General features: G+C 72.8%; 21 protein-coding genes. 8 read left to right on the top strand and 13 right to left on the bottom strand.

Annotation, left to right across the window (positions count from 1 at the left end; genetic code table 11):
- The first annotated feature begins 73 nt into the window (after positions 1 to 73).
- Both ACQPWW_RS08735 and ACQPWW_RS08730 read left to right on the top strand, forming a co-directional pair.
- Positions 74 to 1,213 (top strand): lytic polysaccharide monooxygenase, encoded by a 1,140-nt coding sequence (locus ACQPWW_RS08735; protein WP_433130876.1) that lies wholly within the window; start codon positions 74 to 76, stop codon positions 1,211 to 1,213.
- Positions 1,214 to 1,304: 91 nt separating this feature from the next.
- Positions 1,305 to 1,793, top strand: a complete 489-nt coding sequence (locus ACQPWW_RS08730; RefSeq protein ID WP_433130874.1) for an N-acetyltransferase family protein — start codon at positions 1,305 to 1,307, stop codon at positions 1,791 to 1,793.
- Positions 1,794 to 1,807: 14 nt separating this feature from the next.
- Here the strand turns inward: ACQPWW_RS08730 and hemQ are convergent, their stop codons facing one another.
- From hemQ to hemE, 3 genes are read right to left on the bottom strand one after another with little or no spacing between them, the layout of a single operon-like run.
- Positions 1,808 to 2,509, bottom strand: coding sequence for a hydrogen peroxide-dependent heme synthase (gene hemQ, locus ACQPWW_RS08725; protein WP_433130872.1), 702 nt, complete (start codon positions 2,507 to 2,509; stop codon positions 1,808 to 1,810).
- On the bottom strand, positions 2,506 to 3,915 hold the full coding sequence (gene hemG, locus ACQPWW_RS08720) for a protoporphyrinogen oxidase (RefSeq protein WP_433130870.1): 1,410 nt from the start codon (positions 3,913 to 3,915) through the stop codon (positions 2,506 to 2,508). The genes hemQ and hemG overlap by 4 nt, the downstream gene beginning before the upstream one ends.
- A 7-nt stretch (positions 3,916 to 3,922) precedes the next feature.
- On the bottom strand, positions 3,923 to 5,020 hold the full coding sequence (hemE, locus tag ACQPWW_RS08715; protein WP_433130868.1) for a uroporphyrinogen decarboxylase: 1,098 nt from the start codon (positions 5,018 to 5,020) through the stop codon (positions 3,923 to 3,925).
- Between the two features lie 136 nt (positions 5,021 to 5,156).
- On the opposite strand from hemE, the gene ACQPWW_RS08710 reads away from it, so the two are divergent.
- The 5 genes from ACQPWW_RS08710 (at position 5,157) to ACQPWW_RS08690 (ending at position 11,613) form a co-directional block, all read left to right on the top strand.
- Positions 5,157 to 5,729, top strand: coding sequence for a DUF3000 domain-containing protein (locus tag ACQPWW_RS08710; RefSeq protein ID WP_357801950.1), 573 nt, complete (start codon positions 5,157 to 5,159; stop codon positions 5,727 to 5,729).
- A gap of 177 nt (positions 5,730 to 5,906) precedes the next feature.
- Entirely contained in the window at positions 5,907 to 7,226 is a 1,320-nt protein-coding gene (locus ACQPWW_RS08705) for a ribonuclease D (RefSeq protein ID WP_433130866.1), read from the top strand.
- Between the two features lie 158 nt (positions 7,227 to 7,384).
- A complete protein-coding gene (locus ACQPWW_RS08700) occupies positions 7,385 to 8,581 on the top strand; it encodes a thiolase family protein (protein ID WP_433130864.1) in 1,197 nt (398 codons plus the stop codon).
- Positions 8,578 to 10,638, top strand: a complete 2,061-nt coding sequence (locus ACQPWW_RS08695) for a 3-hydroxyacyl-CoA dehydrogenase NAD-binding domain-containing protein (RefSeq protein WP_433130862.1) — start codon at positions 8,578 to 8,580, stop codon at positions 10,636 to 10,638. Before ACQPWW_RS08700 ends, ACQPWW_RS08695 begins: the two co-directional genes overlap by 4 nt.
- A gap of 171 nt (positions 10,639 to 10,809) precedes the next feature.
- Positions 10,810 to 11,613: a hypothetical protein gene (locus tag ACQPWW_RS08690; protein ID WP_433130860.1), complete on the top strand. Its 804-nt coding sequence runs from the start codon at positions 10,810 to 10,812 to the stop codon at positions 11,611 to 11,613.
- A gap of 65 nt (positions 11,614 to 11,678) precedes the next feature.
- Here ACQPWW_RS08690 and ACQPWW_RS08685 read toward each other — a convergent pair whose 3' ends face one another.
- From ACQPWW_RS08685 to ACQPWW_RS08650, 8 genes are all read right to left on the bottom strand, one after another.
- On the bottom strand, positions 11,679 to 12,182 hold the full coding sequence (locus ACQPWW_RS08685) for a levansucrase (protein ID WP_433130858.1): 504 nt from the start codon (positions 12,180 to 12,182) through the stop codon (positions 11,679 to 11,681).
- Positions 12,183 to 12,301: 119 nt separating this feature from the next.
- The gene (locus ACQPWW_RS08680; protein WP_433130856.1) at positions 12,302 to 12,712 is read right to left on the bottom strand and encodes a VOC family protein; all 411 of its coding nucleotides are present in this window, start codon (positions 12,710 to 12,712) and stop codon (positions 12,302 to 12,304) included.
- The gene (locus ACQPWW_RS08675) at positions 12,709 to 13,116 is read right to left on the bottom strand and encodes a VOC family protein (protein WP_433130854.1); all 408 of its coding nucleotides are present in this window, start codon (positions 13,114 to 13,116) and stop codon (positions 12,709 to 12,711) included. The genes ACQPWW_RS08680 and ACQPWW_RS08675 overlap by 4 nt, the downstream gene beginning before the upstream one ends.
- 158 nt (positions 13,117 to 13,274) lie before the next feature.
- On the bottom strand, positions 13,275 to 14,450 hold the full coding sequence (locus ACQPWW_RS08670; protein WP_433130852.1) for a sensor histidine kinase: 1,176 nt from the start codon (positions 14,448 to 14,450) through the stop codon (positions 13,275 to 13,277).
- Complete coding sequence (locus ACQPWW_RS08665) at positions 14,447 to 15,115, bottom strand: response regulator transcription factor (protein WP_357247659.1); 669 nt, start codon at positions 15,113 to 15,115, stop codon at positions 14,447 to 14,449. The genes ACQPWW_RS08670 and ACQPWW_RS08665 overlap by 4 nt, the downstream gene beginning before the upstream one ends.
- Before the next feature lie 69 nt (positions 15,116 to 15,184).
- Positions 15,185 to 16,474, bottom strand: coding sequence for a PQQ-binding-like beta-propeller repeat protein (locus ACQPWW_RS08660; RefSeq protein WP_433130850.1), 1,290 nt, complete (start codon positions 16,472 to 16,474; stop codon positions 15,185 to 15,187).
- A complete protein-coding gene (locus ACQPWW_RS08655; protein WP_433130848.1) occupies positions 16,471 to 17,751 on the bottom strand; it encodes a PQQ-binding-like beta-propeller repeat protein in 1,281 nt (426 codons plus the stop codon). Before ACQPWW_RS08655 ends, ACQPWW_RS08660 begins: the two co-directional genes overlap by 4 nt.
- An 8-nt stretch (positions 17,752 to 17,759) precedes the next feature.
- Positions 17,760 to 19,043 carry a PQQ-binding-like beta-propeller repeat protein gene (locus tag ACQPWW_RS08650; RefSeq protein ID WP_433130845.1) on the bottom strand — a complete coding sequence of 428 codons (1,284 nt, stop codon included), beginning with the start codon at positions 19,041 to 19,043 and terminating at the stop codon, positions 17,760 to 17,762.
- A gap of 127 nt (positions 19,044 to 19,170) precedes the next feature.
- On the opposite strand from ACQPWW_RS08650, the gene ACQPWW_RS08645 reads away from it, so the two are divergent.
- Positions 19,171 to 21,060, top strand: coding sequence for a hypothetical protein (locus tag ACQPWW_RS08645; protein WP_433134223.1), 1,890 nt, complete (start codon positions 19,171 to 19,173; stop codon positions 21,058 to 21,060).
- Here ACQPWW_RS08645 and ACQPWW_RS08640 read toward each other — a convergent pair whose 3' ends face one another.
- Entirely contained in the window at positions 21,061 to 22,860 is a 1,800-nt protein-coding gene (locus ACQPWW_RS08640) for a hypothetical protein (protein WP_433130843.1), read from the bottom strand.
- Positions 22,860 to 24,947 (bottom strand): hypothetical protein, encoded by a 2,088-nt coding sequence (locus tag ACQPWW_RS08635; RefSeq protein WP_433130840.1) that lies wholly within the window; start codon positions 24,945 to 24,947, stop codon positions 22,860 to 22,862. Before ACQPWW_RS08635 ends, ACQPWW_RS08640 begins: the two co-directional genes overlap by 1 nt.
- Positions 24,948 to 25,023 lie beyond the last annotated feature (76 nt).

The raw sequence follows: 25,023 nt of genomic DNA, 5'->3' as shown, positions 1-25,023 counted from the left end.
CGAATAGGCGCGGGAGTGGGCAACTCCCGTAGATCCGGGTGTCGTCGTCCGACCTCATAGCCCCGGGGGCTCCATGTCCACTTCCACCCGATCACGACGCGTGCTCTGGTTGTTCGCCATCGCGGCGACCAGCACGCTCCTGTTGACGACCGCACTGAACACCATGCAGGCCCAGCCCGCTTCCGCGCACGGGTCCGTCGTCGACCCGCCCTCGCGCAACTACAGCTGTTGGCAACGTTGGGGTGGCGACTTCCAGAACCCTCGGATGGCAACGGAAGACCCGATGTGCTGGCAGGCCTGGCAGGCCGACCCGGCCGCGATGTGGAACTGGAACGGCCTGTTCCGCGAGGGTGTGGGCGGTAATCACCAGGCCGCCGTCCCCAACGGCCAACTGTGCAGCGGCGGGCGCACCCAGAGCCCGCGCTACAACTCGTTGGACACCATCGGCGCGTGGAAGACCACCTCGGTGTCGAACAACTTCCGGCTGCGCTTCTTCGACCAGGCCAGTCACGGCGCCGACTACATCAGGGTGTACGTGACCAAGCAGGGCTTCGACGCGCTCACCGAGCCGCTCGGCTGGGACGACCTGGAGTTGGCCGGTCAGATCGGTAACACTCCGGCCTCCCAGTGGAACCCGGACACCGGTGGCGTCTCCATCCAGATCCCGGTCAACGCCTCCGGGCGCACCGGACGGCACATCGTCTACACCGTCTGGCAGGCCAGCCACCTGGACCAGTCGTACTACCTGTGCAGCGACGTCACCTTCGGGGGCACGACCCCGCCGCCGACCACCCCGCCGCCGACCACGCCGCCGCCGACGACCCCGCCGCCCACCACGCCCCCGCCGACCACTCCTCCGCCCACCACCCCGCCGCCCACCACCCCGCCGCCGAGCACCCCGCCGCCGGCTGGGGCCTGCACGGCGACGTACCAGGTCACCGGCCAGTGGTCCGGCGGCTTCCAGGCCGACGTGAAGGTGACAGCGGGCGGTTCGCCCACCCGAGGCTGGTCGGTGAGCTGGAACTACAACAACGGCCAGCAGGTCACGTCGTCGTGGAACGCGACGGTCAGCACCAACGGCTCGCTGGTCACCGCACGCAACGTCGGCCACAACGGCACTCTTGCCGCCGGCGCGAGCACCACGTTCGGTTTCCTCGGCTCGTGGAACGGCAGCAACCCGGTTCCGCTGGTCTCCTGCACGACGACCAGTTGACCTCCGTCCGGTGCCGCACCCGGGCGGGGGTGCGGCACCGGCCGGCGGTTCTCGATGGCGCCCGCACACCGCCGCCGGGCATCATTCCCACATGATCGAGATGCGGGTGCTCACCCCCGACGACTGGCCGACCTGGCGCGACCTGCGGCTGGCCGCCCTCACCGAGGCGCCGGGCGCGTTCGGATCCCGGCTCGCCGACTGGCAGGGCGAGGGCGACCGCGAGCAACGCTGGCGCGACCGGCTGAGCATCCCCGGCTCACACAACCTGGTGGCCGTCCTGGACCGACGTCCGGTCGGGATGGCCAGCGGCGTACCGACGGCGGACCCACTGGTGCGGGAGCTGATCTCGATGTGGGTGCACCCCGATGCCCGTGGCAAGGGCGTCGCGGACCGTCTGGTGGACGAGGTGGCGCGCTGGGCCCGCGAGAGCGGCGCCGACCGGATCCGCCTCAGCGTCATGCCGGACAACGCACGGGCGAAGGCCCTCTACCGCCGCATCGGCTTCCGGATGACCGACGAGACGGGCGATCTCCTCCCCGACGGCGTCCGCCACGAACAGGTCATGCTCCGACCGTTCTGACCGAGCTACGCCCGTCAGACCAGGCAGTTGACGATTTCGGCTACTGAGCGGCGGCGGCCCGTGTAGAAGGGAACCTCCTCGCGGACGTGCCGACGGGCGCCGGAGGCGCGCAGGTCCCGCATCAGGTCGACGATCCGGTGCAGCTCGTCCGCCTCGAAGGCGAGCATCCACTCGTAGTCACCGAGCGCGAACGAGGCCACCGTGTTGGCGCGTACGTCCGGGTAGCCGCGGGCCATCTTGCCGTGCTCGGCAAGCATCTCGCGCCGCTCGGCGTCGGGCAGCAGGTACCACTCGTAGGAGCGGATGAACGGGTACACGCAGATGTAGGGGCGGGCCTCCTCGCCGGCCAGGAACGCCGGGATGTGGCTCTTGTTGAACTCCGCCGGCCGGTGCAGCGCCATCTGCGACCAGACCGGGGTCAGCGACCGCCCGAGCGTGGTGCGGCGGAATCGCAGATACGCGTCCTGGAGCGCGTCACTGGACGCGGAGTGCCACCAGATCATCACGTCGGCGTCGGCGCGCAGACCGGCGACGTCGTACACGCCGCGGATCACCACGTCCTTGCCGGCCAGCTCGTCGAAGAGGGCCACGACCTCGCCTGTGACGTTGTCCCGCAGCGACGGCAGCGGGGCGCTGGCCCGGAACACCGACCACATGGTGTAGCGGATGCTGTCGTTCAGCTCCCGCAACCGGGCCGCGTTGGTCTGCTCGGTCATCTCGCCGATCCTCCCAGTGCTGTGATGATCTCGTCGGCCGCCGTCTCGCCGGAGCGGACGCAGATCGGGATGCCGACGCCGTCGTAACCGGCGCCGGCGAGGACCACTGTGGGGTGCGCGGCCCGCAACGCCGCCCGCGCGGCGGCGACCCGGTCGGCGTGCCCCGGGGCGTACTGCGGCAGCGCGCCGCCCCACCGCTGCACGTGCCCGTCGACCGGGGCGGGCAACGGGGTGCCGAGCACCGCCGAGAGCTCCCGGTGCACGGTGGTCGCCAGGTCCGCGTCGGGGCGCTGGAGGTGCGCCTCCTCGCCGTACCGGCCCACCGACGCGCGCACCAACGCCAGGCCGTCCGGCCGGCGCAGGTGCCCCCACTTGGTGGTGAAGAAGGTCGCGGCCTTGATCAGGAGGCCCTCGGTGCTGGGCACCAGGAAACCGGACAGCTCGGGCAGGTGCGGTTGCGGCATCGCCAGGGTGACCAACGCGACGCTCGCGTAGTCCAGCTCGCCGACACCCGCCGCGACCCCCGGGGCGGGACCCGTGAGCAGCCGGGCCGCCGGTCGCGCCGGCACCGCCAGCACCACGGCGTCCACGTCGACAAGCGCCGCGTCGCGGGTCGGGCCGACGGTGAGCCGCCAACCCGTGCCGGTCGGGGTCAGCTCACGGACGGCGGCGTCCCGCCGTACCGTCGCGCCGCTGGCCGTCACGGCGGCCTCCACCAGGGTGCCCAGCCCACCGACAAGGGTGCCGAAGACCGGGGCGCCGGGCGCGCGCGGCGCGGCGGCCTGCGCGGCCCGGACCGCGCCGACCAGGGTGTGCTCCACCCGGGCCGTGCGGGCCAGCGCCGGCATCGTCGTGACCAGGGAGAGATCGTCGGCGCGGCCCGCGTACACGCCGCCCAGCATCGGGTCGACCAGCCGCTCCACCACCTCGTCACCGAAGCGGGACCGGACCAGCGCGCCCACCGAGACGTCCGCGTCCGGCCCGACCAGCGGCCGCCCGTCGTCGAGGTCGGCGTCCGCGGCCGGGCGGGCGACCGAGGTCACCCGGTCCAGATCCCCCGGTACGCCCACCAGGGTGCCGCCCGGGATGGGGCGCAGCCCACCGTCGACGACGAGCGCGGCCTGCCCCACCGTCGGGTGCACGATCCGATCGGCCAACCCGAGCCGCCGGATCAGGGCCACCGCGGCGGACTCCGCCCCGGTGGGGTCACGCATCAGGAACGACTCGGCCCCGAACTCCACCGGCTGGCCGGCCAACTCGCCGGTACGCAGCTTGCCGCCCAGCGCGCCGGACTGCTCGTACACAGTGATCTCGGTGCCCGCCGGGGCGTGGTCGCGCAGGCGGACCGCGGCGGCCAGCCCGGCGATCCCGCCGCCGACCACCGCCACCCGCCAGGGCTGCCGCATCGCCTTCTCAGCCCTGGTCGGCCCGGCGACTGGAAAGCTCGTGCACCAGCGCGACCACCCGGGTCAACACCTCCGGGTCGGTCTCCGGCGGTACGCCGTGGCCGAGGTTGAACACGTGCCCGGGGGCCGCCCTGCCCTGCTCCAGGATGCGGCGCACCTCGGCCTCCACCACCGGCCACGGTGCGAACAGCACGGCCGGGTCCAGGTTGCCCTGCACCGCCTTGTCCGGACCGATCCGGTGGGTGGCCACGTCCAGCGGGGTACGCCAGTCGACGCCGACCACGTCCGCGCCGGCCTCGCCCATCGCGCCGAGCAGCTCGGAGGTGCCCACCCCGAAGTGGATCCGCGGCACCCCGGCGTCCGCCAGCCCGCTCAGCACGGCGGCGGAGTGCGGCAGCACGTAGCTGCGGTAGTCGGCCTCGGACAGCGCGCCCGCCCACGAGTCGAACAGCTGCACGGCGGACACGCCGGCCTCGATCTGCACCCGCAGGAAGGCCAGCGTCACCTCGGCCAGCCGGCCACAGAGCGCGTGCCACAGCTCCGGGTTGCCGTACATCAGGGACTTGGTCTTGACGTGGGTCCGCGACGGCCCACCCTCGACCAGGTAGCTGGCCAGGGTGAACGGCGCGCCGGCGAAGCCGATGAGCGGGGTGTCGCCCAGCTCGACCACCAGCTGCCGGACCGCCTCGTCCACGTACGGGACGTCGTCGCGGGTGATCGGGCGGATCCGTTCGACGTCGGCGAGGGTGCGGATCGGCTCGGCGACCACCGGGCCGGTGCCCGGCACGATGTCCAGGTCGATGCCGGCCGCCGCGACCGGCACCACGATGTCGCTGAACAGGATCGCCGCGTCCACTCCGTGCCGGCGCACCGGCTGGAGCGTGATCTCGGTGACCAGATCCGGGCGACGGCAGGACTCCAGCATCGGCACGCCGGCCCGGATCTCGCGGTATTCCGGCAGCGAGCGGCCGGCCTGGCGCATGAACCAGACCGGGGTGTGCGGGCCGGACCGTCGCCAGCAGGCCCTGACGAAGGGCGAGTCGGCCGGTCCGCCGGGGCGGGGTGCTCCGTCTCGGGCGACAGTGCCCGTGGTGTCCGTGGTCATCGCCGCAATCGTGCCACGCCCACCACCCCCACCCCACCTGGGGTGAAAGGAAGAGCACCTTCGGAAGGCCCCCGGCGGCGCACGGGTGTCGGCGCGCCGTCGAAGCCGGGGGCCGACGGCGGCATAGGCTGCCGACATGGCCCCCCCGATCGCGCTCCCGGAGACGTTCGCCCGCGCGGTCGCCGGGCTGCGATCGGCGACCCCCCGCCCGGAGATCACGCTGGAGGAGGTCGGCGCCCCCCAGCGGTTGGCCCCGTACGCGTTCGCGCTCTCCGCGACAGTGCTGCGCGACGGCGACGAGGTGGCGACCGGCCGATTGATCCTGCTGCACGACCCGGTCGGCCACGAGGCGTGGCAGGGCACCCTGCGGTTGGTCACCTACGTGACCGCCGAGTTGGAGGTCGACCTGGCCGCCGACCCGCTGCTGCCCGGGGTCGGCTGGACGTGGCTGACCGACGCGTTGGACGCCCAGGACGCCGGCCACCGGGCGATCGGCGGCACGGTGACGCAGACCATGTCGACCCGGTTCGGCGACCTCGCCGGCCCGCCGACCGTCGGCGACATCGAGATCCGCGCCTCCTGGACGCCGGTCGACGACGAGTTGACCCCGCACCTGCTCGGCTGGTGTGCGCTGCTCGCCTCCACGGCCGGCCTGCCGCCACCGGGGGTCACCGCCCTGTCCGACCGCCGGGCGGCCGGCGCGGCCTGACCTCACCGGTCCGGGGGCGGCGGCTGCGGGAGGGTGCGGTTCGATGGCACGTACCAGCACGAACGGCCGTTGTCCGCCGCAACGTCTGGTCTCCGCGAGGACACCGTGCGGACACCTGACCGACACACGCCGGACCGGCTGCACCCGCCGGTTCCCCGCGCGCACTAGGGTTGGCAGGTGACCGACGAACCACCCCTGCGCCGTCGGCCCACCGAAGAACTTCCGGGAAACGCACCCCTGCACCCGCCGTCGGCCCAGCCGCAGCCGGCGGGCGACGGGGTGGACCCGATCGACGGTGGGCCCGTTCCGCTGATCGCCCCGCGTGACGGCACCCCCGATCCGGTGGCCGCGCCGGCGGAGCTCGCCGAGGTCGTGGCCCGCTTCGCGGCGGGCAGCGGCCCCGTCGCGCTGGACGCCGAACGTGCCTCCGGCTACCGCTACAGCCAGCGCGCATACCTCGTGCAACTGCGCCGGGCCGGTGCGGGCACGGCGCTGATCGACCCGCTGCCCCTGCCGGACCTCAGCGCGCTGGACGCGGCGATCGGGGATGCCGAGTGGGTGCTCCACGCGGCCAGCCAGGATCTGCCCTGCCTGGCCGAGGTGGGGTTGCGCCCGCGCCGGTTGTTCGACACGGAGCTGGCTGCCCGGCTGGCGGGGTTCGAGCGGGTCGGGTTGGCCGCGCTGACCGAGCAGTTGCTCGGGTTCACCCTGGAGAAGCACCATTCGGCAGCCGACTGGTCGAGTCGACCGCTGCCCGAGTCGTGGCTGACGTACGCCGCCCTCGACGTGGAGCTGCTGACCGACCTGCGCGACGCGCTCGACGCCGAGCTGACCCGACAGGGCAAGTCGGCCTGGGCCGCCGAGGAGTTCGCCGCGCTGGTGCGCACCGGGGCGCGCCCGCCGCGGGTCCGGGCGGAGCCCTGGCGGCGCACCTCCGGCATCCACCGGCTGCGCGGGGCGCGGGCGCAGGCTCGCGTGCGCTCGATGTGGTACGCCCGGGACCAGATCGCCTCCCGGCGGGACGCCGCGCCCGGCCGGGTGCTGCCCGACTCGGCGATCATCGCCGCCGCCGAGCTGGACCCGAAGGACGAGAAGACCCTGCTGACCCTGCCCGGGTTCGGCGGTCGGTCGGTTCGTCGGTTGGCCCGCACCTGGCTCGCCGCGCTCGACGACGCCCGGCAACTGCCGGACGACTCGCTGCCGGTCTCCCCGACGGTGGAGGGCCCGCCCCCGCCGCACCGGTGGGCCGAACGCGACCCGGTGGCGGCCGGTCGGTTGGCCCGTTGCCGGGAGGTGGTGATCCGCATCGCCGGTGAGCACAACCTGCCGCCGGAGAACCTGATCACGCCGGATTCGGTACGCCGGCTGGCCTGGACCCCGCCGGAGGAGCTCACCGAGGCGACGGTCGCGGAGACCCTGCGGGGCCTCAACGCCCGCGAGTGGCAGATCGGGCTCCTCGCCACCGACCTGACCGAGGCCCTGGACCCCACCCCCTGACCGTGGGGCGGGGTGTGGGGTGGGCCACAGGTGGGGGTGCGGACGGGGTTGGTTACTGGCGAGTAGCATTCGGGGGAACGTGCCCGTGTCGGCGAGCCCTGTCCGGTCCGGAGTGCCGCTCCGCACGACGGCCGAATCATGGTCAATAGGAGGCTCAAGTGCCCCGTGAAGTTCGGGATGTCGTCTTTGTCGACGGTGTCCGTACCCCGTTCGGCAAGGCGGGTGGCATGTACGCCAACACCCGCGCCGACGACCTGGTGATCCGCTGCATCCGTGAACTGCTGCGCCGCAACCCGCAGCTGCCCCCGGAGCGGGTCGAGGAGGTCGCCATCGCGGCCACCACCCAGATCGGCGACCAGGGCCTCACCATCGGCCGTACCGCCGCCCTGCTGGCCGGTCTGCCCAAGACCGTTCCCGGCTTCGCCATCGACCGGATGTGCGCCGGCGCCATGACCGCGGTGACCACCGTGGCCAGCGGCATCGCCATGGGCGCGTACGACGTCGCCATCGCCGGCGGCGTCGAGCACATGGGCCACCACCCGATGGGCGAGGGCGTCGACCCCAACCCGCGCATCATCGCGGAGAAGCTTGTCGACCCGTCCGCGCTGGTCATGGGCGCCACCGCGGAGAACCTGCACGACCTGGTCCCGCACATCACCAAGGCGCGCACCGACGCGTTCGCGCTCGCCTCGCAGCAGAAGACCGCGAAGGCGTACGCCAACGGCAAGCTCCAGGACGACCTGGTGCCGATGTCCATCCGCGAAGCGGAGGGCGGCTGGGGCCTGGCCACTGTGGACGAGGCCCCGCGGGACACCTCGCTGGAGAAGCTCGCCACCCTGAAGACCCCGTTCCGCCCGCACGGCAAGGTCACCGCGGGCAACGCGGCCGGCCTCAACGACGGCGCCACCGCGAGCCTGCTCGCCGACGAGGCGACAGCCCGTGAGCTGGGCCTGCCGATCGCCATGCGGCTGGTGTCGTTCGGGTTCGTCGGCGTGGAGCCGGAGGTGATGGGCATCGGCCCGATCCCGTCGACGGAGAAGGCGCTGCGCCTCGCCGGGCTCAGCATCGACGACATCGGCCTGTTCGAGCTGAACGAGGCGTTCGCCGTGCAGGTGCTCGCCTTCCTCGACCACTTCGGCATCGCCGACGACGACGCGCGGGTCAACCCGTGGGGCGGCGCGATCGCCATCGGCCACCCCCTCGCCTCGTCGGGCATCCGGCTGATGACGCAGCTGGCCCGTCAGTTCGCCGAGCACCCCGAGGTCCGCTACGGCCTCACCGCCATGTGCATCGGCATCGGCATGGGCGGCACTGTCATCTGGGAGAACCCGCACTGGACGGAGGGCGACAAGTGAAGGCGCCGAACGAGGTCGTCACCCGGGCGCTGCTGCGGCAGGTGAACGTACCGGGGCTGGACCGACCCGCCGCCCTGATCACGCTGGACAACGGGCTCGACCACACCAAGCCGAACACCTTCGGTCCGGGCGGGCTGGCCAGCCTGGACGAGGCGATCACCGCCGCGCTCGCCGCCGACCCGGCGTTCATCGCGGTCACCGGCAAGCCGTACATCTTCTGCGTCGGCGCGGACATCCTCGGGCTGCCGCAGCTCGCCGACCGCGCGCAGGCGCTGGAGATCGGCCGGCTCGGTCACCGGGTCTTCGCCCGGCTCCGGGACAGCGCCGTCCCCACCTTCGCGTTCGTCAACGGGGCGGCCATGGGCGGCGGCCTGGAGCTGGCGCTGCACTGCCACTACCGGACGCTCTCCGGCGGCGCGGCGGCCCTCGCGCTGCCCGAGGTCTCCCTCGGTCTGGTGCCCGGCTGGGGCGGCACCCAACTGCTGCCGAACCTGATCGGCATCCCCGCCGCGACCCAGGTGATCATCCAGAACCCGCTGATGCAGAACAAGATGCTCAAGCCGAAGCAGGCCGCCGAGCTGGGCATCGCGGACGTGCTGCTGGAGCCGGCCGACTTCCTGGAGCGTTCCCTGGAGTGGGCCGCCGGCGTGGTGCGCGGTCAGGTGACAGTCACCCGACCCGCTGTCGACAAGGACATGTGGGCGGGCGTGCTCTACTTCGCCCGGGAGACGCTGAACCAGCGGCTGCACGGCGCGGTCCCGGCCGCGTACAAGGCCCTCGACCTGCTGGAGACGGCGAAGGACGGCGACTTCGCCGCCGGCACCGCCGCCGAGGACGAGGCCCTCGCGGACCTGATCTTCTCCGAGGAGCTGCGCAGCGGCCTGTACGCGTTCGACCTGGTGCAGCGGCGGGCCAAGCGACCGGCCGGCGCACCGGACAAGGGTCTGGCCCGCACGATCACCAAGGTCGGCATCGTCGGCGCCGGCCTGATGGCCAGCCAGCTGGCGCTGCTCTTCGCCCGCCGCCTCCAGGTGCCTGTCGTCATGAGCGACCTGGACCAGTCGCGGGTGGACAAGGGCGTCGGCTACGTGCACACCCAGATCGAGAAGGCCGTCCTCAAGGGCCGGATGGACAAGGGCACCGCCGCCAAGCTGTACGGCCTGGTCAGCGGCACTGTCGACAAGAACGCCTTCGCGGACGCCGACTTCGTCATCGAGGCGGTCTTCGAGGACCTGGGCGTCAAGAAGCAGGTCTGGGCCGAGCTGGAAAAGATCGTCTCCCCGGAGGCGGTGCTCGCCACCAACACCAGCTCGCTGTCGATCACCGAGATGGCCGCGGAGTTGGAGCACCCGGAGCGGGTGGTCGGCTTCCACTTCTTCAACCCGGTGGCCGTGCTGCCGCTGCTGGAGATCGTCCGGGGCGAGCGCACCGACGACGCCACCCTGGCCACCGCGTTCGCGGTCGGCAAGCAGCTCAAGAAGTCGAGTGTGCTGGTCAAGGACGCTCCGGCGTTCGTGGTGAACCGGCTGCTCACCCGCTTCCTGGGCACCGTCTTCGCCGCCGTCGACGCCGGCACCCCGCTGGACGTGGCGAACAGCGCACTGGACCCGCTGGGCCTGCCGATGCGCCCGCTCGCCCTGCTCCAGCTCGTCGGGCCGGCCGTCGCGTACCACGTGGGCGGCACCCTGCACGCGGCGTACCCGGACCGGTTCGGCGTCAGCGACAACCTCAAGCGCATCGCCGACTCCGGTCAGCCGATCGTTGTCGACGACCAGGTAAACGACGAGGTGGCCAAGCTGCTCGTCGTCGGTGACCAGCCGCTGACCGCCGAGCAGGTCCGGCAGAACGCGCTCGACGCGCTCGCGCAGGAGATCCGGCTGATGCTGGACGAGGGCGTGGTCGCCGAGGCGCAGGACATCGACCTGTGCATGATCCTGGGCGCCGGATGGCCGTTCCACCTGGGTGGCGTGACGCCCTACCTGGACCGGACCGGCACCTCCGAGCGGGTCACCGGTCAGCGGTTCCTGCCACCCGGGGCGGCGAGCCTGCCCGCCTGAGGAGATCGCCGCACCACCGTCGCGGTGGTCGGGACGTCCGTGGTGGACGACCCGGCCACCGCGACCGTTTGTGATCAGGTGGCGGCCGGCCGGGGGTCTGTGCAGGGACAACGCCGGAATCCTCAGCGGGTTAAGATCACGCGCTTTGCACCCCTGACTTGGAGCTAACTGATGTCTCAGCCGCCGGCCACCCCGTACGGCCCGCCGCACGATTCCCCCAACCCGCCGCAGCAGCCGGGCCAGCCGCAGTACCCGGGCCAGCCGCAGCAGCCGGACCAGCCGCAGCAGCCCGGTGGGTGGCCGCCGCCGCAGCAGCAGCAGGGGTTCCCGCCCGCGCAGCCGGGTCAGCCGTACGGCGAGCCGTACCTGCCCGCCGGCCCGCCCCCGGCGAAGAAGTCGAACGTCGGCAAGATCGTGCTGATCGTGCTGGCGGTGGTGCTGGTCCTCTGCCTCGGCGGAGCGGCGATCACCTGGTTCGCTGTCAAGGACGACGTGGGCGACGTCGTCGACGCCACCAAGACCCGGGTGGTCGCGCCGGCGACCCTCGCCGGTCGGCCGAAGGTCACCGACCCGCAACTGCAAACGGCCGCCGATGATCTGGTCAGCCAGATGAAGGCGGAGGTGCAGAACGAGACGAGCGCGGTCGGCGCCTTCTACGGCGACCCGACCAAGCAGGATCTCATCATGATCGCCGCCGCGTCGGGTCTGATGACGGACCCGAAGAAGGAGCTGGACGACGCCGTCAACGGGCTCTCCACCGAGCTGACCGTGACCAACGTGGCGACGGTCGGGGCCGGCCCGCTCGGCGGCGACGCGAAGTGCGGCGACGGCAAGGCCGCCGGAAACATCCCGTTGGGCATCTGCGTCTGGGCCGACCGCGGCAGCCTGGGCATGGTGGTGATCTACTTCAAGACCGCCAAGCAGGTGGAGGCCGAGTTCGTCACCATCCGGGGCCAGGTCGAGCAGCGCTCCTGAGCCGTACGACGACCGGGGCCCCGGCACCCTGAGGGTGACCGGGGCCCCGTTGCGTACCGGACCGCTCAGGCCACCGGGAAGTAGGCGTTCAGCTTGCTCCGCAGGTGGGCCGCGTAGATGAAGCCGAGCACCGGGTTGCCGCGGTACGCGCTGGCCGTGCCGCTGCCGGCCTCCACCGCCACCGGTCGGGCCACCGCTGCGAACTTCACCTGCTGGCCCCCCTGCGCCCACGCCGAGGCCGCCGGCTCGACCTGGGTGCCGACCAGGGCGGGGAACACCGCCACGCCGTTCTGAAAGCCCCGCAGCTGCCCCTTGCGGGCCACCACGTAGTCCAGCGCCGTGGCGGTGAACCTCTGCAGGGCGTCCGCCGTGACCAGCGTCGCCGGTGCGGCGACAGTGAACAGGTGCAGCTTTGTCGCCATCCACCGCATCCGGAAATCACCCCGGTGGCCGATCAGCACCGGTACGCCGCCCCAGTCCTCGGTCCGCACCTCGCAGCCGTCGGCCCGAAGCCGCTCGCCGGTCGCGGTGAGGTACGCCCGCACCGGCTCGGTCACCGTCGTGTCCATCTGCCCACATCCTTCATCTGGCTGCCGTGGCCGCTCATCCAACACCACGGCGACCCGTTGCGCCGCCCCTGTCGATCATGACGCCGCGACCGGATCCGAAGCGGCAGTGCGGTCAGCGCCTAGACCGGCTCGGACGCACCCGTCACCGCGTCGCCCGCGGCCCGCTCGGCAGCGCTGCGCAGCACGCAGAACTCGTTGCCCTCCGGGTCGGCCAGCACCGCCCAGCCGGAGCCGTCCGGCCGCGTCTGGTCGGCCACGAGCACCGCGCCGATGCCGAGCAGCCGCTCGACCTCCTCGGCCCGGGACCGGTCGGCCGGTTGCAGGTCCAGGTGCAGCCGGTTCTTCACCGTCTTGCCCTCGGGCACGGCGAGGAACAGCACCTCCGGGCCGCCCGGGGGCAGCAGCATCGCCTCCGGGTCGCCGGGGAAGTCGTCCGGCTGCCGGGGGCAGTCGAACACCTGCGACCAGAAGCCGGCCAGTGCGTACGTGTCGTGACAGTCGAAGCTGATGTTGTGGATCGTCGAACTCACAGTTGGTCCTCCACAGTGGTGGTGACGACACGTTCCCCGGCGCTGCGTACGACGCAGAACTCGTTGCCCTCCGGGTCGGCGAGCACCGCCCAACCTGTGCCGTCGTCGCGGCGTCGGTCGGCGACCATGGTGGCACCGAGGCCGAGCACCCGCTCGATCTCCTCGTCCCGGGTCCGGTCGACGGGTTCCAGGCAGATGTGCACCCGGTTCTTTGTCACCTTGTCCTCCGGCACCGCCTGGAAGAACAGGTTGGGCGTGGCCTCGTCCGGCGGCAGCAGGGCCGCCTCCGGATCACCGGGGGCATCCTCGCCGTGCCGGGCGTACCCGAGCACCGTCGACCAGAAGCCGGCCAGGGCGTACGTGTCGTGACAGTCGAAGCTGATGTTGCGGATCCGTGGATACACGGGTGTTCCCCTCCGAATGGGATGGGACGCCCCGCCTCGGGAGTCAGCCGGCGCAGACCCGGGGCGCGGAGTCATTGTTTGTGGACATCGACGCACCCCCTCTCGCTCTCGAGCTGACGCAGCGATCTTGCCATCGGCCGGGTGCCGCCCGCAACCCTTCAGCCGGCGGTGGGCGCGGGACTGGTCACCGCCGGAGCGTCCGCCGTCGGCAGGGTGACGGTCACCTCCAGGCCGCCGCCGGGCTGGGCGACCACCCGTACCGTGCCGCCGTGCGCCGTGCAGACCGCGCGGACGATGGACAGGCCGAGGCCGGATCCCCGGGCCCCGGTGCGTTCCCGGCCACCGCGCCGGAACGGCTCGAACAGCCCCGGCACGTCGGCCTGGTCCACCTCGAACCCCGTGTTGCCCACGACCAGCCAGGACCGCTCCCCGTCGGTGCCGGTACGCACCCAGAGCCGCCCGTGCAGGTGGTTGTAGCGAACCGCGTTCTCGATCAGGTTGCCGGCCAGCCGGTCCAGCAGCCCCGGGTCACCGACGACCGGCGCGGACTCCAACGACGTCTGCACCCGCAGGCCGATCCGCTCCACCTCGCGGCGCATCGCCGACAACGCGTTCGCGGTGCCCGCCGAGAGGTCACACTCGGTGCGCCGGCCCAACTGCCGGCCGGCCTGCGCCTCGCTGCGAGCCAACACCAGCAGCGCGTCCACCAGGCCGTTGGCCCGCTCGGACGCGTCCCGGACCACTGTCGCCATCCGGCGGTACTCGGCGGCATCCGCGTCGTCGTCGCTGAGCGTCACGTCGATCTCGGTCCGCATCACGGCCAACGGGGTACGCAGCTCGTGCGAGGCGTTCGCCACGAAGCGTTTCTGCGCCTCGAACGCGGACGCGATCCGGTCCAGCATGGCGTCGAACGTCTTGGCCAGCTCGGCCACCTCGTCGTCGGCGCCCGAGTAGCCGATCCGCTGGTCCAGGGTGGCCTCGCCGAGGCGCTGCGCGGTAGCGGTGACCTGGTGCAGTGGGCGCAGCGCCCGACCCGCCACCGCGTACGCCCCGGCCACCCCGACCACGCTGATCGCCAACAGCGCGACCAGGCCCTTGGCCAGCAGCTCCCCGGACGCGGAGTCGACAAGGCGCCGCTGCCACTCGGCGGCGTCCATCCGTCCGCCGTCGGAGAGCAGCACCGTCGTGCCGGGCAGCAGCTCGTCGGTGGGGCGCAGCGCGTCCCGGACCAGCAGCCAGGCCAGCAGCACCAGGATCGCCCCCGCGCCGACAAGCAGCACCCCGTTGAGCAGTGTCAGCCGCAACCGCAGGGTGGGCCGCACCCGGCGGCTCATGCCCCCACCTCGGCCGTGCGGTAGCCCGCGCCCACCACTGTCTCGATCAGCGGCGGGTCACCGAGCTTCTTCCGCAGTGTCATCACCGTGACGCGGACGATCGTGGTGAACGGGTCGGTGTTCGCGTCCCAGACGCGTTCCAGCAGCTCCTCGCTGGAGACCACCGCGCCGCGGGCCTTGAGCAGCTCGCTGAGCACCCCGAACTCCTTGTTCGTCAGGTCGACAGGCACCCCGGCGCGGGTGGCCACCCGGCGGGCCGGGTCGAGCACCAGGTCGGCCAGTTCGAGCACCGGCGGCGCGGCCGGGGTGGCCCGCCGGCCCAGCGCCTGCACCCGGGCGACCAACTCGTCGAAGGCGAACGGTTTGGACAGGTAGTCGTCCGCGCCGAGCTGCAACCCCTCCACCCGGTCGGCCACCGTGCCGCTCGCGGTGAGCATCAGCACCCGGGTCAGCGCGCCGGAGGCGGCCAGGTCCGCGCAGATCTGGTCACCGTGCACGCCGGGCAGGTCGCGGTCCAGCACCACCACGTCGTACCGGGTGACGAACGCCGCCTCGTGGCCGGCGTCGCCGTCGTACGCCACGTCGACCGCCATCCCCCGCTTGCGCAACCCGCGCGCGATCGCGTCCGCGAGGTTGCGCTCGTCCTCCACCACAAGTACCCGCATCCCGGCCTCCTCGCTGCTGACCACCGACAACCTAGTGCCAGCCGGCAACCATCGTCCCTCGCCTGGTGATCAGTCGCGCAACTGCCAGCTCCGGTACGTGCCACTCATGTCAGCGCAGACCAGGTGGCCGGAGATCGCCTGGCAGTGGCCGGTGGCCTGGGGCAGCAGGTCGACGATGCGGGTCTTCCCGGCGCGGACGTCCAACTCCCCGACGAGCATCCCGCCGCCCGGATGGGGGCGCACGCCGAGCAGCCGGTGGTGGGTGTCGATCTGGAACACCTCCCAGCGGCCGAGGTCGACAAGTTCCCGGCCGGTCCGCGCATCGACGACGAAGTACCTTCCCAGCGGTTCGTTGCTGATCGGAACGGCCATCAGCCGCCCGTCGTACGGCCAGGCCCACCCCCACCGGTCGCTGCGCCAGCGCACCTCGCCGGTCGCGGTGTCGACCGCCCACAGCCCGGCGGAGCGGGTCCGGATGCACACGACGGGGCCGCAGTCCTGCGCGAGTTCGATCTCGTCGACCGGTGTGCTCCAGCGCCGGTCCAGCCGGTCCAGCCCGTAGGCGGTGACCGCGTTCGGTTGTCCACCGATGGTCAGCAGCAGGTCACCCGCCACCTGCACGGACCCGAGAGGTTCACCGTCGGGTGGGCGCAGGTCGGCGCGGACCAGCACCGCGCCGGTGAGCACGTCGCGTACCTCGACCGGCCCGCGCATGTCGCTGAGCACCACCCGGTCCGCCCTCTCGGCGACGGGCTGCGCCTCGACGCCGGCAGTGGGGGTGGCGAGCTGCCACCGCACGGTGCCGCAGCAGGGGTCGACAGCACGCAGGCTGAGCGGCTGGTCCCCGCCGCCGGACTGCAGCAGCAGGTTGCCGTCGGCCGGTTCGACGGAGCTGCCCGGCTGCTGCCAGCGGTACGCCCCGGTCTTGCGGTCCAGCGCCACGGTGAGGCTGTCCCGCCCGTCCGCGCCGATCTCATAACCGGTGGCCAGCAGCATCCCGTCCTGTGGCCGGAGTCCCCAGAAGCGGGCCTGCCCGGGCAGCGGCGTGTCCCAGAGCGGCTCGTTGTCGGCCAACCGGAAGGCGGCAAGCCGCCACTGTGGCGCCTGGACGGTGACCGGGTTGATCACCAGGACCAGGTCGCCGTCGACAAGCACGTCGGCGCCCGCCTGGGCGGGCAGCGTCACCACGGTCCGGCCGGCCGGCGGTGGCGCGGCGGAGACGAGGGTGACCAGCACGAGCAGCAGGACCAGGGCGCAGCGCAGCGGCCGACCGTTGGCACGGGGTGGGCGGGGCGACCGCTCGGGTTCCCGCTCCGGGCCGTGCCGCAGCTCGCCGAGGTCGATCACCGAGCCGGTCACCGGGGCATCCGGGACAGCCGGTAGGAGCCGTCCGTACGCTGGCAGAGCAGCAGGCCGACGCTCGCCTGGCAGTCGCCGGCGACGTCCGGAAGCACGTCCAGCACGCGCGCCCTCCCGGCGCGGACGTCCAACTCCGCGACCACCATCCCGCCGTCCGGGTGTGGACGCACGCCGATCAGCGGGTCGTCGGGGCCGACCTGGGCCAGTTCCCACCGGCCCAGGTCGGCCAGTTCCCGCCCGGTCATCGGATCGACGACGAAGAGCCGCTGCGGAGGTATGCCCACGGCGCCCGCCGCGGTGGCCACCACCCGTCCGTCGTACGCGAAGAGCCCCGCCCAGCGGTCGCTACGCCACAGCACCTGGCCGGCCGCGGGGTCGACCCCCCACAGCGCGGCGCCATGTCGCTGTGGACACAGGACGGGACCGCAGTCGTTGATGAAGTCGATCCGATCGGTGGTGGTGATGCTCCAGCGCCGGTCCAGCCGGTCCAGCCCGTAGGCGGTGATCGTGGCCGGTGCCCCGCGGCTGGTCAGCAGGAGGTCGTTCACCACCTGTACGGACAGGAACGACCCGCCCTCGGGTGGGCGCAGGTCGGCGTGGGCCAACTCTGTGCCGGTGATCGCATCATGCACCTCGGTGAACCCGCTCCTCCGGTGCAGCACCACCCGGTCCACGCCGCGGGCGCGGAACCGGAGGCTGACGTAGTCGGCGGCCTTTGTCAGCTGCCAGCGCACCGTGCCGCAGCACGGATCGACAGCGCGCAGGCTGACCGGCTCGTCGTCGGCACCGGACTGTAGCAACACGTTGCCGTCGGCCAGCGTGTCGGGACGGCCCGGCTGCTGCCAGCGGTACGCCCCGGTTTCCCTGTCGAACGCCATGGACAGGACGCTCTGCTCGGGCGGCAGCACCTCGTAGACCGTGACCAGCAGGGTGTCGCCGGCCAACATGATCCCCCAGCTCCGGCCCTGCACCGGCACCGCGGTCTGCCAGAGCAGCAGGCCGTCGGGCAGCCGGAAGGCGCTCATCCGCCGCCGCGTCGGCTGCTCCGGGTCCGGGTCGAGGACCACGAACAGGTCGGCGGTGAGCAGCGTCTCGGCGGCGAGCTGCGCCGGCAGCGTCACCGCAGCCGGCCGGGGCGGCGGTACGGCGGCGGAGCCGAGGGTGGCCAGCACGAGCAACAGCACAAGCGCGCCGCGCACCGGCCGGCCGTTCGCGCGGGGTGGACGGGGCGGTGGCTCCGGATCCGGGCCGTGCCGCAGCTCGCCAAGGTCGATCATCGGGCCGGTCACTGGCGCAACCGCCACAGCGCGGTCGAGCCGTCGAGACGCTGGCAGAGCAGGACCGGTAGGGACGCCTGGCAACCGCCTGTGATGTCCGGCAGCACGTCGCGGATCCGGGCCTCGCCGGCCGCCAGGTCCAGTTCGGCGACGACCAGCCGGCCGTCGTCCCCGTGCCGCATCCCGACCAGCGGATCGTCCGGCCGCAGCGTCGGTGCCAGGTCCCACACGCCCAGCTCGGTCCGCATCCGCCCGGTCACCGCGTCGCGCACCGCGAACTGACCGCTGGGGCCGGACATCAGCAGCCGGTCGCCGCGAACGTCGGCAAGCAACTCCCGGCCCGGGGGGTCCGACCAGCGCACCACGCCGGTGGCCGGATCGAGGACCTGGAGGCTGCCGTCCTGCCCCGCCACGCAGAGCAGGTCGGCACAACCCACCGCGAAGGAGACCGGGGACACCTGGGCCGTCCACAGTTGCTCCAGCCCGGCCAGCCCGTAGGCCATCATCATCGGGACGTCCCCGGGGGTGAGCAGCAGTAGGAGATCATCGACGATCTGGACCCGCTGGAACACCGACGCGTCGCCGGGCAGTGTGTCCACGCTGCGCAGCAGGCGACCGGTGTCGGCGTCGTGCACCTGCACCTCGCCGGTCGGCTGCACCAGCGCGAACCTGTCGATCCGGCCGTCGGTCAGGTGGAAGCCGGGGCCGCTCGGCGACAGCAGGGGCACCGACCAGAGCACCCGGCCGGTGTCGGGCTCGATCCGGCTCATCCCGTCCGTTTCGTCCTGGTGGATGTCCGCCAGCAGCAATCCGCCGTCGGTGACCGGCACGGGTACGCCCGGGTGCCGCCACCGCTGCTGACCCGTCTCGGCGTCGAAGGCGGTGGTCGCGAACACCCCGGCACCGTCATCAGCCCCCGTGGCCAGCACCAGCCCTCGCTCGACCCGGACGCGGACGTAGGCGTCACCGCTGGGCACCGACGCCTGCCACCGCCGCCGCGCAGCGGCCCCGTGTGGTTCCGGCCACGCATACGCGGTCAGGTACCGGTCCTGGTCGGGTAGCGGCGGGTCGATGACGAAGACGCCGTCCGCGGTGAGGTATGTGTTGGCGGCCGGCGACGCCGGCACCACGCTCACCATGCGCTGCGGTGGCGGTGTCGCGCCGGCCAGCAGCACCAGGGCGAGCAGCAGCACGGCGGCGGTGCGCATCGGGCGACCAACGGCCCGGGGGGTCCGGACCGGAGGCACCGCCACCGGCTCGTCGCGGATCTCACCCAGCTCGATGATCGACAACGACCGTCCTTCCGTGAGCGCGTCCTGCTGGCCGGCGAGGTGATGTCCGGCAAACCGACCGTGGGCGCACCGGCCCGGCAAAAGCGACGGACCCGCGCCTGTACGATGGCGCGTCGTGGCTGTGCCGGTGGTAGACCCTTCGCTGAATCCCGTTACCGATGCCGACCCGGCCGAGGTCGAGTCGACACGGCGGCCCCGACGCCGCCCGGCCCGAGCCGACCTGTTGGCCATCGGAGCCTATGTGCTGCTCGGCGTCTTCGTCTGCCTCAACTACTGGGGTGACGTAACCGGCCGGGTCTCCTCGCACCTGCCCACCGACCACAGCTGGTTCGAGTGGTTGTTCGCGCACGGCGCGTACTCGGTGCGGCACCTGGAGAACCCGCTCTTCACGGCCCGGCAGAACGCCCCGGACGGGGTGAACATGATCGCCAACACCTCGCTGCTCGGGGTGACCCTGCCGCTGGCCCCGCTGACCATGTTGCTCGGCCCCCAGGTGATGTACGCGCTCTACCTGGGCGGGGCGCTGGCGGCCACCGCCGGCACCGGGTACTGGATGCTCTCCCGCCACCTGGTGCGCTCCCGCGCGGCGGCCTTCGTCGGCGGCGCGTTCCTCGGCTTCGCGCCGGGGATCATCCACCACGCCAACGGTCAGCCCAACTTCGTGTCGAACTTCCTGTTGCCGCTGATCGTGGTGCGGGTGCTGCGCCTCGGTGAGCCGGGCCGGTGGCGGCGCAACGGCTTGGTGCTCGGCGCGCTGGTGACGTACCAGATCTTCATCAACGAGGAGATGCTGCTGCTCACGGCGCTGGCCTGCCTGGTCGTCGTGCTGGCGTACGCCGTGCAGCGACCGCGGGCCGCCTGGGCCGCCGCCGGCACGTTCGTGGCCGGGCTGGGTGTCGCCGGTGGGCTGACCCTGGTGCTCGCGGCGTACCCGATCTGGTTCCAGTTCAACGGCCCGCAGTCGTACCGGGGCCTGCAGGGCGGCGTCTTCCACAACTGGGGCGAGGACCTGATGGCCTTCGTCACCTTCGCCCGGGACACCTGGGCCGGTGACCCGGCGGTGGAGCAGACCATCGGGCTGACCGAGCAGAACACCTGGTTCGGCTGGCCGTTGGTGCTGCTCTCGCTGGTGTCTCTGGTGCTGCTCGTGCGCCGGTCGCTGGCCACGCGGATCGTCGCGGTGCTGATCGTGGTGTTCACCGTGGCCGCGATCGGGCCGATGGTGCGCTTCGACGGTGTCGAGACCGCGGTGCGCGGCCCGTGGTCGTACGTGCCGGACGATCTGCCGCTTGTCGAGATGATGATGCCGACCCGGCTGACGCTGGTGGTCGCCGCGGCGGTGGGCGTACTGCTCGCGTTGACCTGGGACGCCGCGCACCGCCAGGGACGCGCGGTGGCCGACCGGCCGCGGGTGCCGGCCCAGCGCGTCGACGAGCCGAACCTGGCGACGTCCGACGACGCGGGCGCACCCGCGCCGGTCGCGGCGCGCCGTCGGTGGCTGCGCCCGGTGGGGTACGCGGCGGTCACCCTTGCCGTGCTGCCGCTGCTGCCCCGGCCGCTGCCCGCCCAGCAGATCGACCCGCCGCCGCACTTCATCACGGCGGGCGGCTGGCGACCGTACGTGCCGGCGGGCCGGACCCTGGTGCCGGTGCCGATCCCGAGCAACGTGCACGGCCTGCCGACACTGCGCTGGAGCGCGCTGACCGGGCAGGAGTTCCCCGTCCCCGGCGGTTACTTCATCGGCCCGAACGAGCTGGGCGAGGGGGTCTTCGGCGCGCCGAACCGACCCACCAGCAGCCTCATCTACTCCACTATGGACAAGGACGCGGTCCCGGCGCTCACCGAGGAGAACCGCCGCCAGGCCGTCGAGGACCTGCGGTTCTGGCGGGCGTCGGTGGTGGTGCTCGGGGCGCACCCGCGCGAGGCGGTGCTGCGCGAGCTGGTCACCGGTCTGATCGGGCCACCGCAGCGGGTCGACGACGTGTGGGTCTGGGACGTCCGCGCCCTGGTGGGTTGATCAGTCGACCTGGTTCCGGACGTCCCACAGCCACCCGCCGTCGACTGCTCGGCCCGGCCCGAGCAGGTCGTCGACGGTCCGGCGGACCGGGTCACCGTGCTCCAGCGGGCCCAGGACGACCACCGCGGCACGCCAGTGCCGCAGGTCGTCGACGGCCCGCCGGCGGTCGTCGTCGGTAAGCACCGGCACCACGCCGGTCTCGGCCACCCGGCGTAACAGCACCGACGTGGGCCGGTCCGGCGCGCCCCAGCGGGCCGCCGGGTCGTCCGGGCCGCTGGGCCCGATGAAGTACCCGCCCGGCGCGGGGAACGCCAGACCGGTACGGGCCGACCAGAGCATCGCCGCGCTGCGTCCGGCCCCGGTGACCGGAGGCACCGCGACCACACTGCGACCGGGCGGCACCAGCGCACGCCAGCCGCCGTCGGCGACGAACGCCGGCACCGGCGCGACCGGCACCACCCGGATCGGCGTCGGGACCAGGGGCAGCAACGCGGCGGCGACCGCGCCGGCCCACAGCAACCGCACCGGCAGGCCCGGGGCGGCGATCGGCCCGCGCGCGGTGCGGACCCGGTCCAGGGAGAGCGCCACCAGCACACCCAGCACCGGTACGCAGATCAGCGCGAACCGGGCCGGCACGGCGAGGTCGAGCAGCGGCAGCCCGGCGACCAGCCGGTACGGCCCCGGGATGCCGGTGGCGGTGCCGTCCACCCGCAGCTCGGTGCCGAGCGAGAGCAGGGCGAAGACCACCCCACAACCGCCGAGCGCCCGGACGAGTGGTCGTCGCCACTGCCAGATCACGATCACCACGGCGAGCACCAGCAGTCCCGGGCCGAAGAACGAGTTCTCCTCGGTCGGGTTCGGTGACAGCAACCCCGGCAACCAGTCGTCTCCGAGGACGGTCTGCCGGGCCGACGCGGTGAACGACGCGGCGTCCAACTGGAAGCCGTGCGTGTCGAACGCCATTCCGGAGTAGTGCTGCGGGCCGTGGAACTGAAACCACAGCGGATACGCCAGCAGCACCGCCGCCACAGCGACCGCCACCGCGAGCCGGCCGAAGAGGGCCGGTGCGAGCCGTCGGGCGGCCTCGGAGTCGGCGAGCGCGTAGCCCACCGCGAACACCCCGGCCGCGAGCGCGAGGAAGACCAGCACCTCCTCACCGATGAAGACCTGCCAGACGAGGAGCAGGCCGAGCCCGAGGCCGGTCCGCCAGGCGTCGCCGGTCCGGTGCTGCGCCGAGGCGGGCCGGAACACCAGGGCGAGGATCACGGGCACCAGGAACTGCGCGGCGATGTGCAGGTGGGCGCTCGCCTGGGCGATCATGCCCGGGGCGAAGCCGCAGACCAGCCCGCCGACCGCGGCCGCGGACCGGCTGGTGACCAGCCGGCGGCGCAGCAGCGCGTACCAGGCGACGGCCGTGCCGGCCAGGCAGCAGACGACCGCCACGCAGAACGCCACCTGCGACCCGAGGAGCACTGTGACCGGGGTCAGCGGGACGCCCAGGCCGAGCACCGACGTGTTCGCCATCAGGTTGACCCCGTCGGGCGCGTTCAACGCGGCGCTGTGGAGCGGGTTCTCCCCCGCGACCACGGCGTGCGCCGCGTGGGCCAGCATCCACTCGAAGAGGATCTGGTCACCCGCCTGGTGGAACAGCAACCCCGGGTGCCCCCACTGCCCGCTTGTCAGCAGCACGGCCAGGCCCAGATAACCGCCCACCACCAGCAGGTCCCGGAGCCGGGCCGGCCGGGACGTGCTGGCCGCCGCCGGGGCCGACGTGGTCTCCGACGTCGTCCCGGTGGTCATCAGACCGAACGGTCGGTGAGCGCCCGGACGTCCCAGACCCAGACGTCCAGCTCCTGGCGGCCCGGACCGACCAACTCCTCGACCGTCCGCCGCAGCGGCTCGGCGTTCTGCTGCCGCAACGGCAGCACCAGGATCGCCGCCCGCCAGTGCCGCAGCTCGTCGGCGAACCGACGGCGCTGCCGGTCGTCGAGCTTCGGCGTACGGCCGGTGGTCGCCACCTCCTCCAGCATCTGGCCCACCCCGCTGGGTCGGCCGCCGAACCGGCCGGCGTCACCGGTATTGCCGTTGCGGGGGGCGAGGAAGTAACCGCCGGGGATCTTGAAGTCGAGGTTGGTGGCCGCCGCCCAGCGCATGCCGTGCGTGTTGCCCATGCTGGGCACCGGGATCGGCACCAGCGTCTGGTCGGGCCCGACGTACGCCCGCCACCGGTCGGCGGTGATGAAGTCCGGCACCGGCGGCCGCGAGACCATCCGCAGCGGCATCGGGGCGATCGGCAGCAGGGCGAACGCCAGGCCCGCCGCGGTGAGCGTCCGCACGGTACGCCGCTCGGCGGGGCGCAACGCCCAGGCCCGTTCGACGGCGAGCGCGAGCAGCAGACCGACCACCACGCTGGTGATCAGACCGAACCGGGTCGGCACCACCGCGTCCAGCAGCGGCAGGCGGACCAGCACCTGCCACGGCCCGCTGACCAGCTCCCGATCCCACCAGGAGACCCGCTCGCCGAGCGAGAGCACGGCGAAGAGCAGGCCCGTCGCCGCGAGCGCCCGGACGATCAGCTCCCGGCGCAGCCAGACCACGATACCGATGGCGATCAGCGACAGGCTCCAGCCGAAGAAGGCGTTCTCCTCGGAGTAGTTCGGCGCGAGATTGATGTTGGCTCGCTGGTTGCCGCCGAGGGTGGGCGAGCCCGGGGCGAAGAAGGCGGCGATGTCGTTGCCGTAGTCCTTCACCGCGTCGCTGAGCCCGTGATACGCCATTGGCCCGGCGAACTGCACGTACAGGGGGTACGCCAGCAGCGCCCCGGCCAGCACCGCGCAGGTCGCCACACCGGCGCCCAGGGGCCGCCACGCGGCCCGCCAGCGGGCCGGCTCCTGCACGAGCACCGCCAGCAGGAAGACGCCGCAGGCCAGCGCCGTGAAGAGCAGGATCTCCTCGTTGATGAACGCCTGCACGGCGACCAGCAGGGCGAGCAGCGCGCCGTCCCGGACCGGCCGGGTCGACCGGGTGAGCACCAGCACCCGCCAGACGATGAACGGCAGCAGGAACTGGCTGATGATGTTCGGGTGCCAACTGGCGTGCGAGAGCATCGCCGGCGAGAAGCCACAGAACCAACCGCCCGCCGCCGCCGCGAGCGGGGTGCGCACCAGGTGGCGGGAGAGCATGAGGTACCAGGCCATGGCGGTGCCGGCGAGGCCGAGCGTCACAAGCACCACGAAGGAGACCGCCGGCCCGAACAGCAGCGTCACCGGGACCATCGGGATGCCCAGCGCCAGCACCGCCGTGTTGGCCATCAGGTTGACGCCGTCGGGGTAGTTGAACTGCTCGGTGTAGAACGGGTACTCGCCGTGCAGCACCACGCGTACCGAGTGGGCGAGGAAGAACTGCACCTGGGCCGGGTCACCGGTGTAGAGGGAGGCCACCCGGCCGGACGGGTCGAGCCAGATCCGGCTGGTCACCCAGAGCGCGGCGAGCAGGAACAGCCCGCCCACCGCAAGGTGCTGCCGCCGCCGCGTCCACCGACGCCACCAGACCTGCGACGGTACGGCCGCCACGCTCTCCGCGGTCTCGGCCGGCGCGGCCGTCTCAGTCCGCGCGACTGTCTCGGTCGGCGCGGCTGTCTCGGTCGGAGCCGGCGCGGCCGTCTCCGCCGGTGCCGTGTCCGCCGGTGCCGGCGCAGCTGTCTCGGCGGGGGCGGTGACGGTGGGACCGGTCGCGCGCGGGGCCTCGGTCGGCGTGGTGGAGGTGCTGGTCAGCGCGGCGGGGCCGACGAAAAGACCGGCTGGAGTGCGATAGCTCACCATCTCGTCGGAGCCGACTGCCGACTCCGGGTGCGGCGCGGGCAGGGCGCGGGACTCGGCAGGCGTCACAGTCGGCGGAGTCTACCGGAGCAACGAAAACGCACTAAAGCCCCGGTGACGTCCACTGTGGTTGGTCGGACGACGA

Origin of the sequence: Micromonospora sp. CA-240977 (assembly GCF_050942285.1) — a bacterium.
Classification (GTDB): domain Bacteria; phylum Actinomycetota; class Actinomycetes; order Mycobacteriales; family Micromonosporaceae; genus Micromonospora.
Note: the sequence above shows the minus strand (reverse complement) of the source record. Positions and strands in the feature narration are given on the sequence as shown.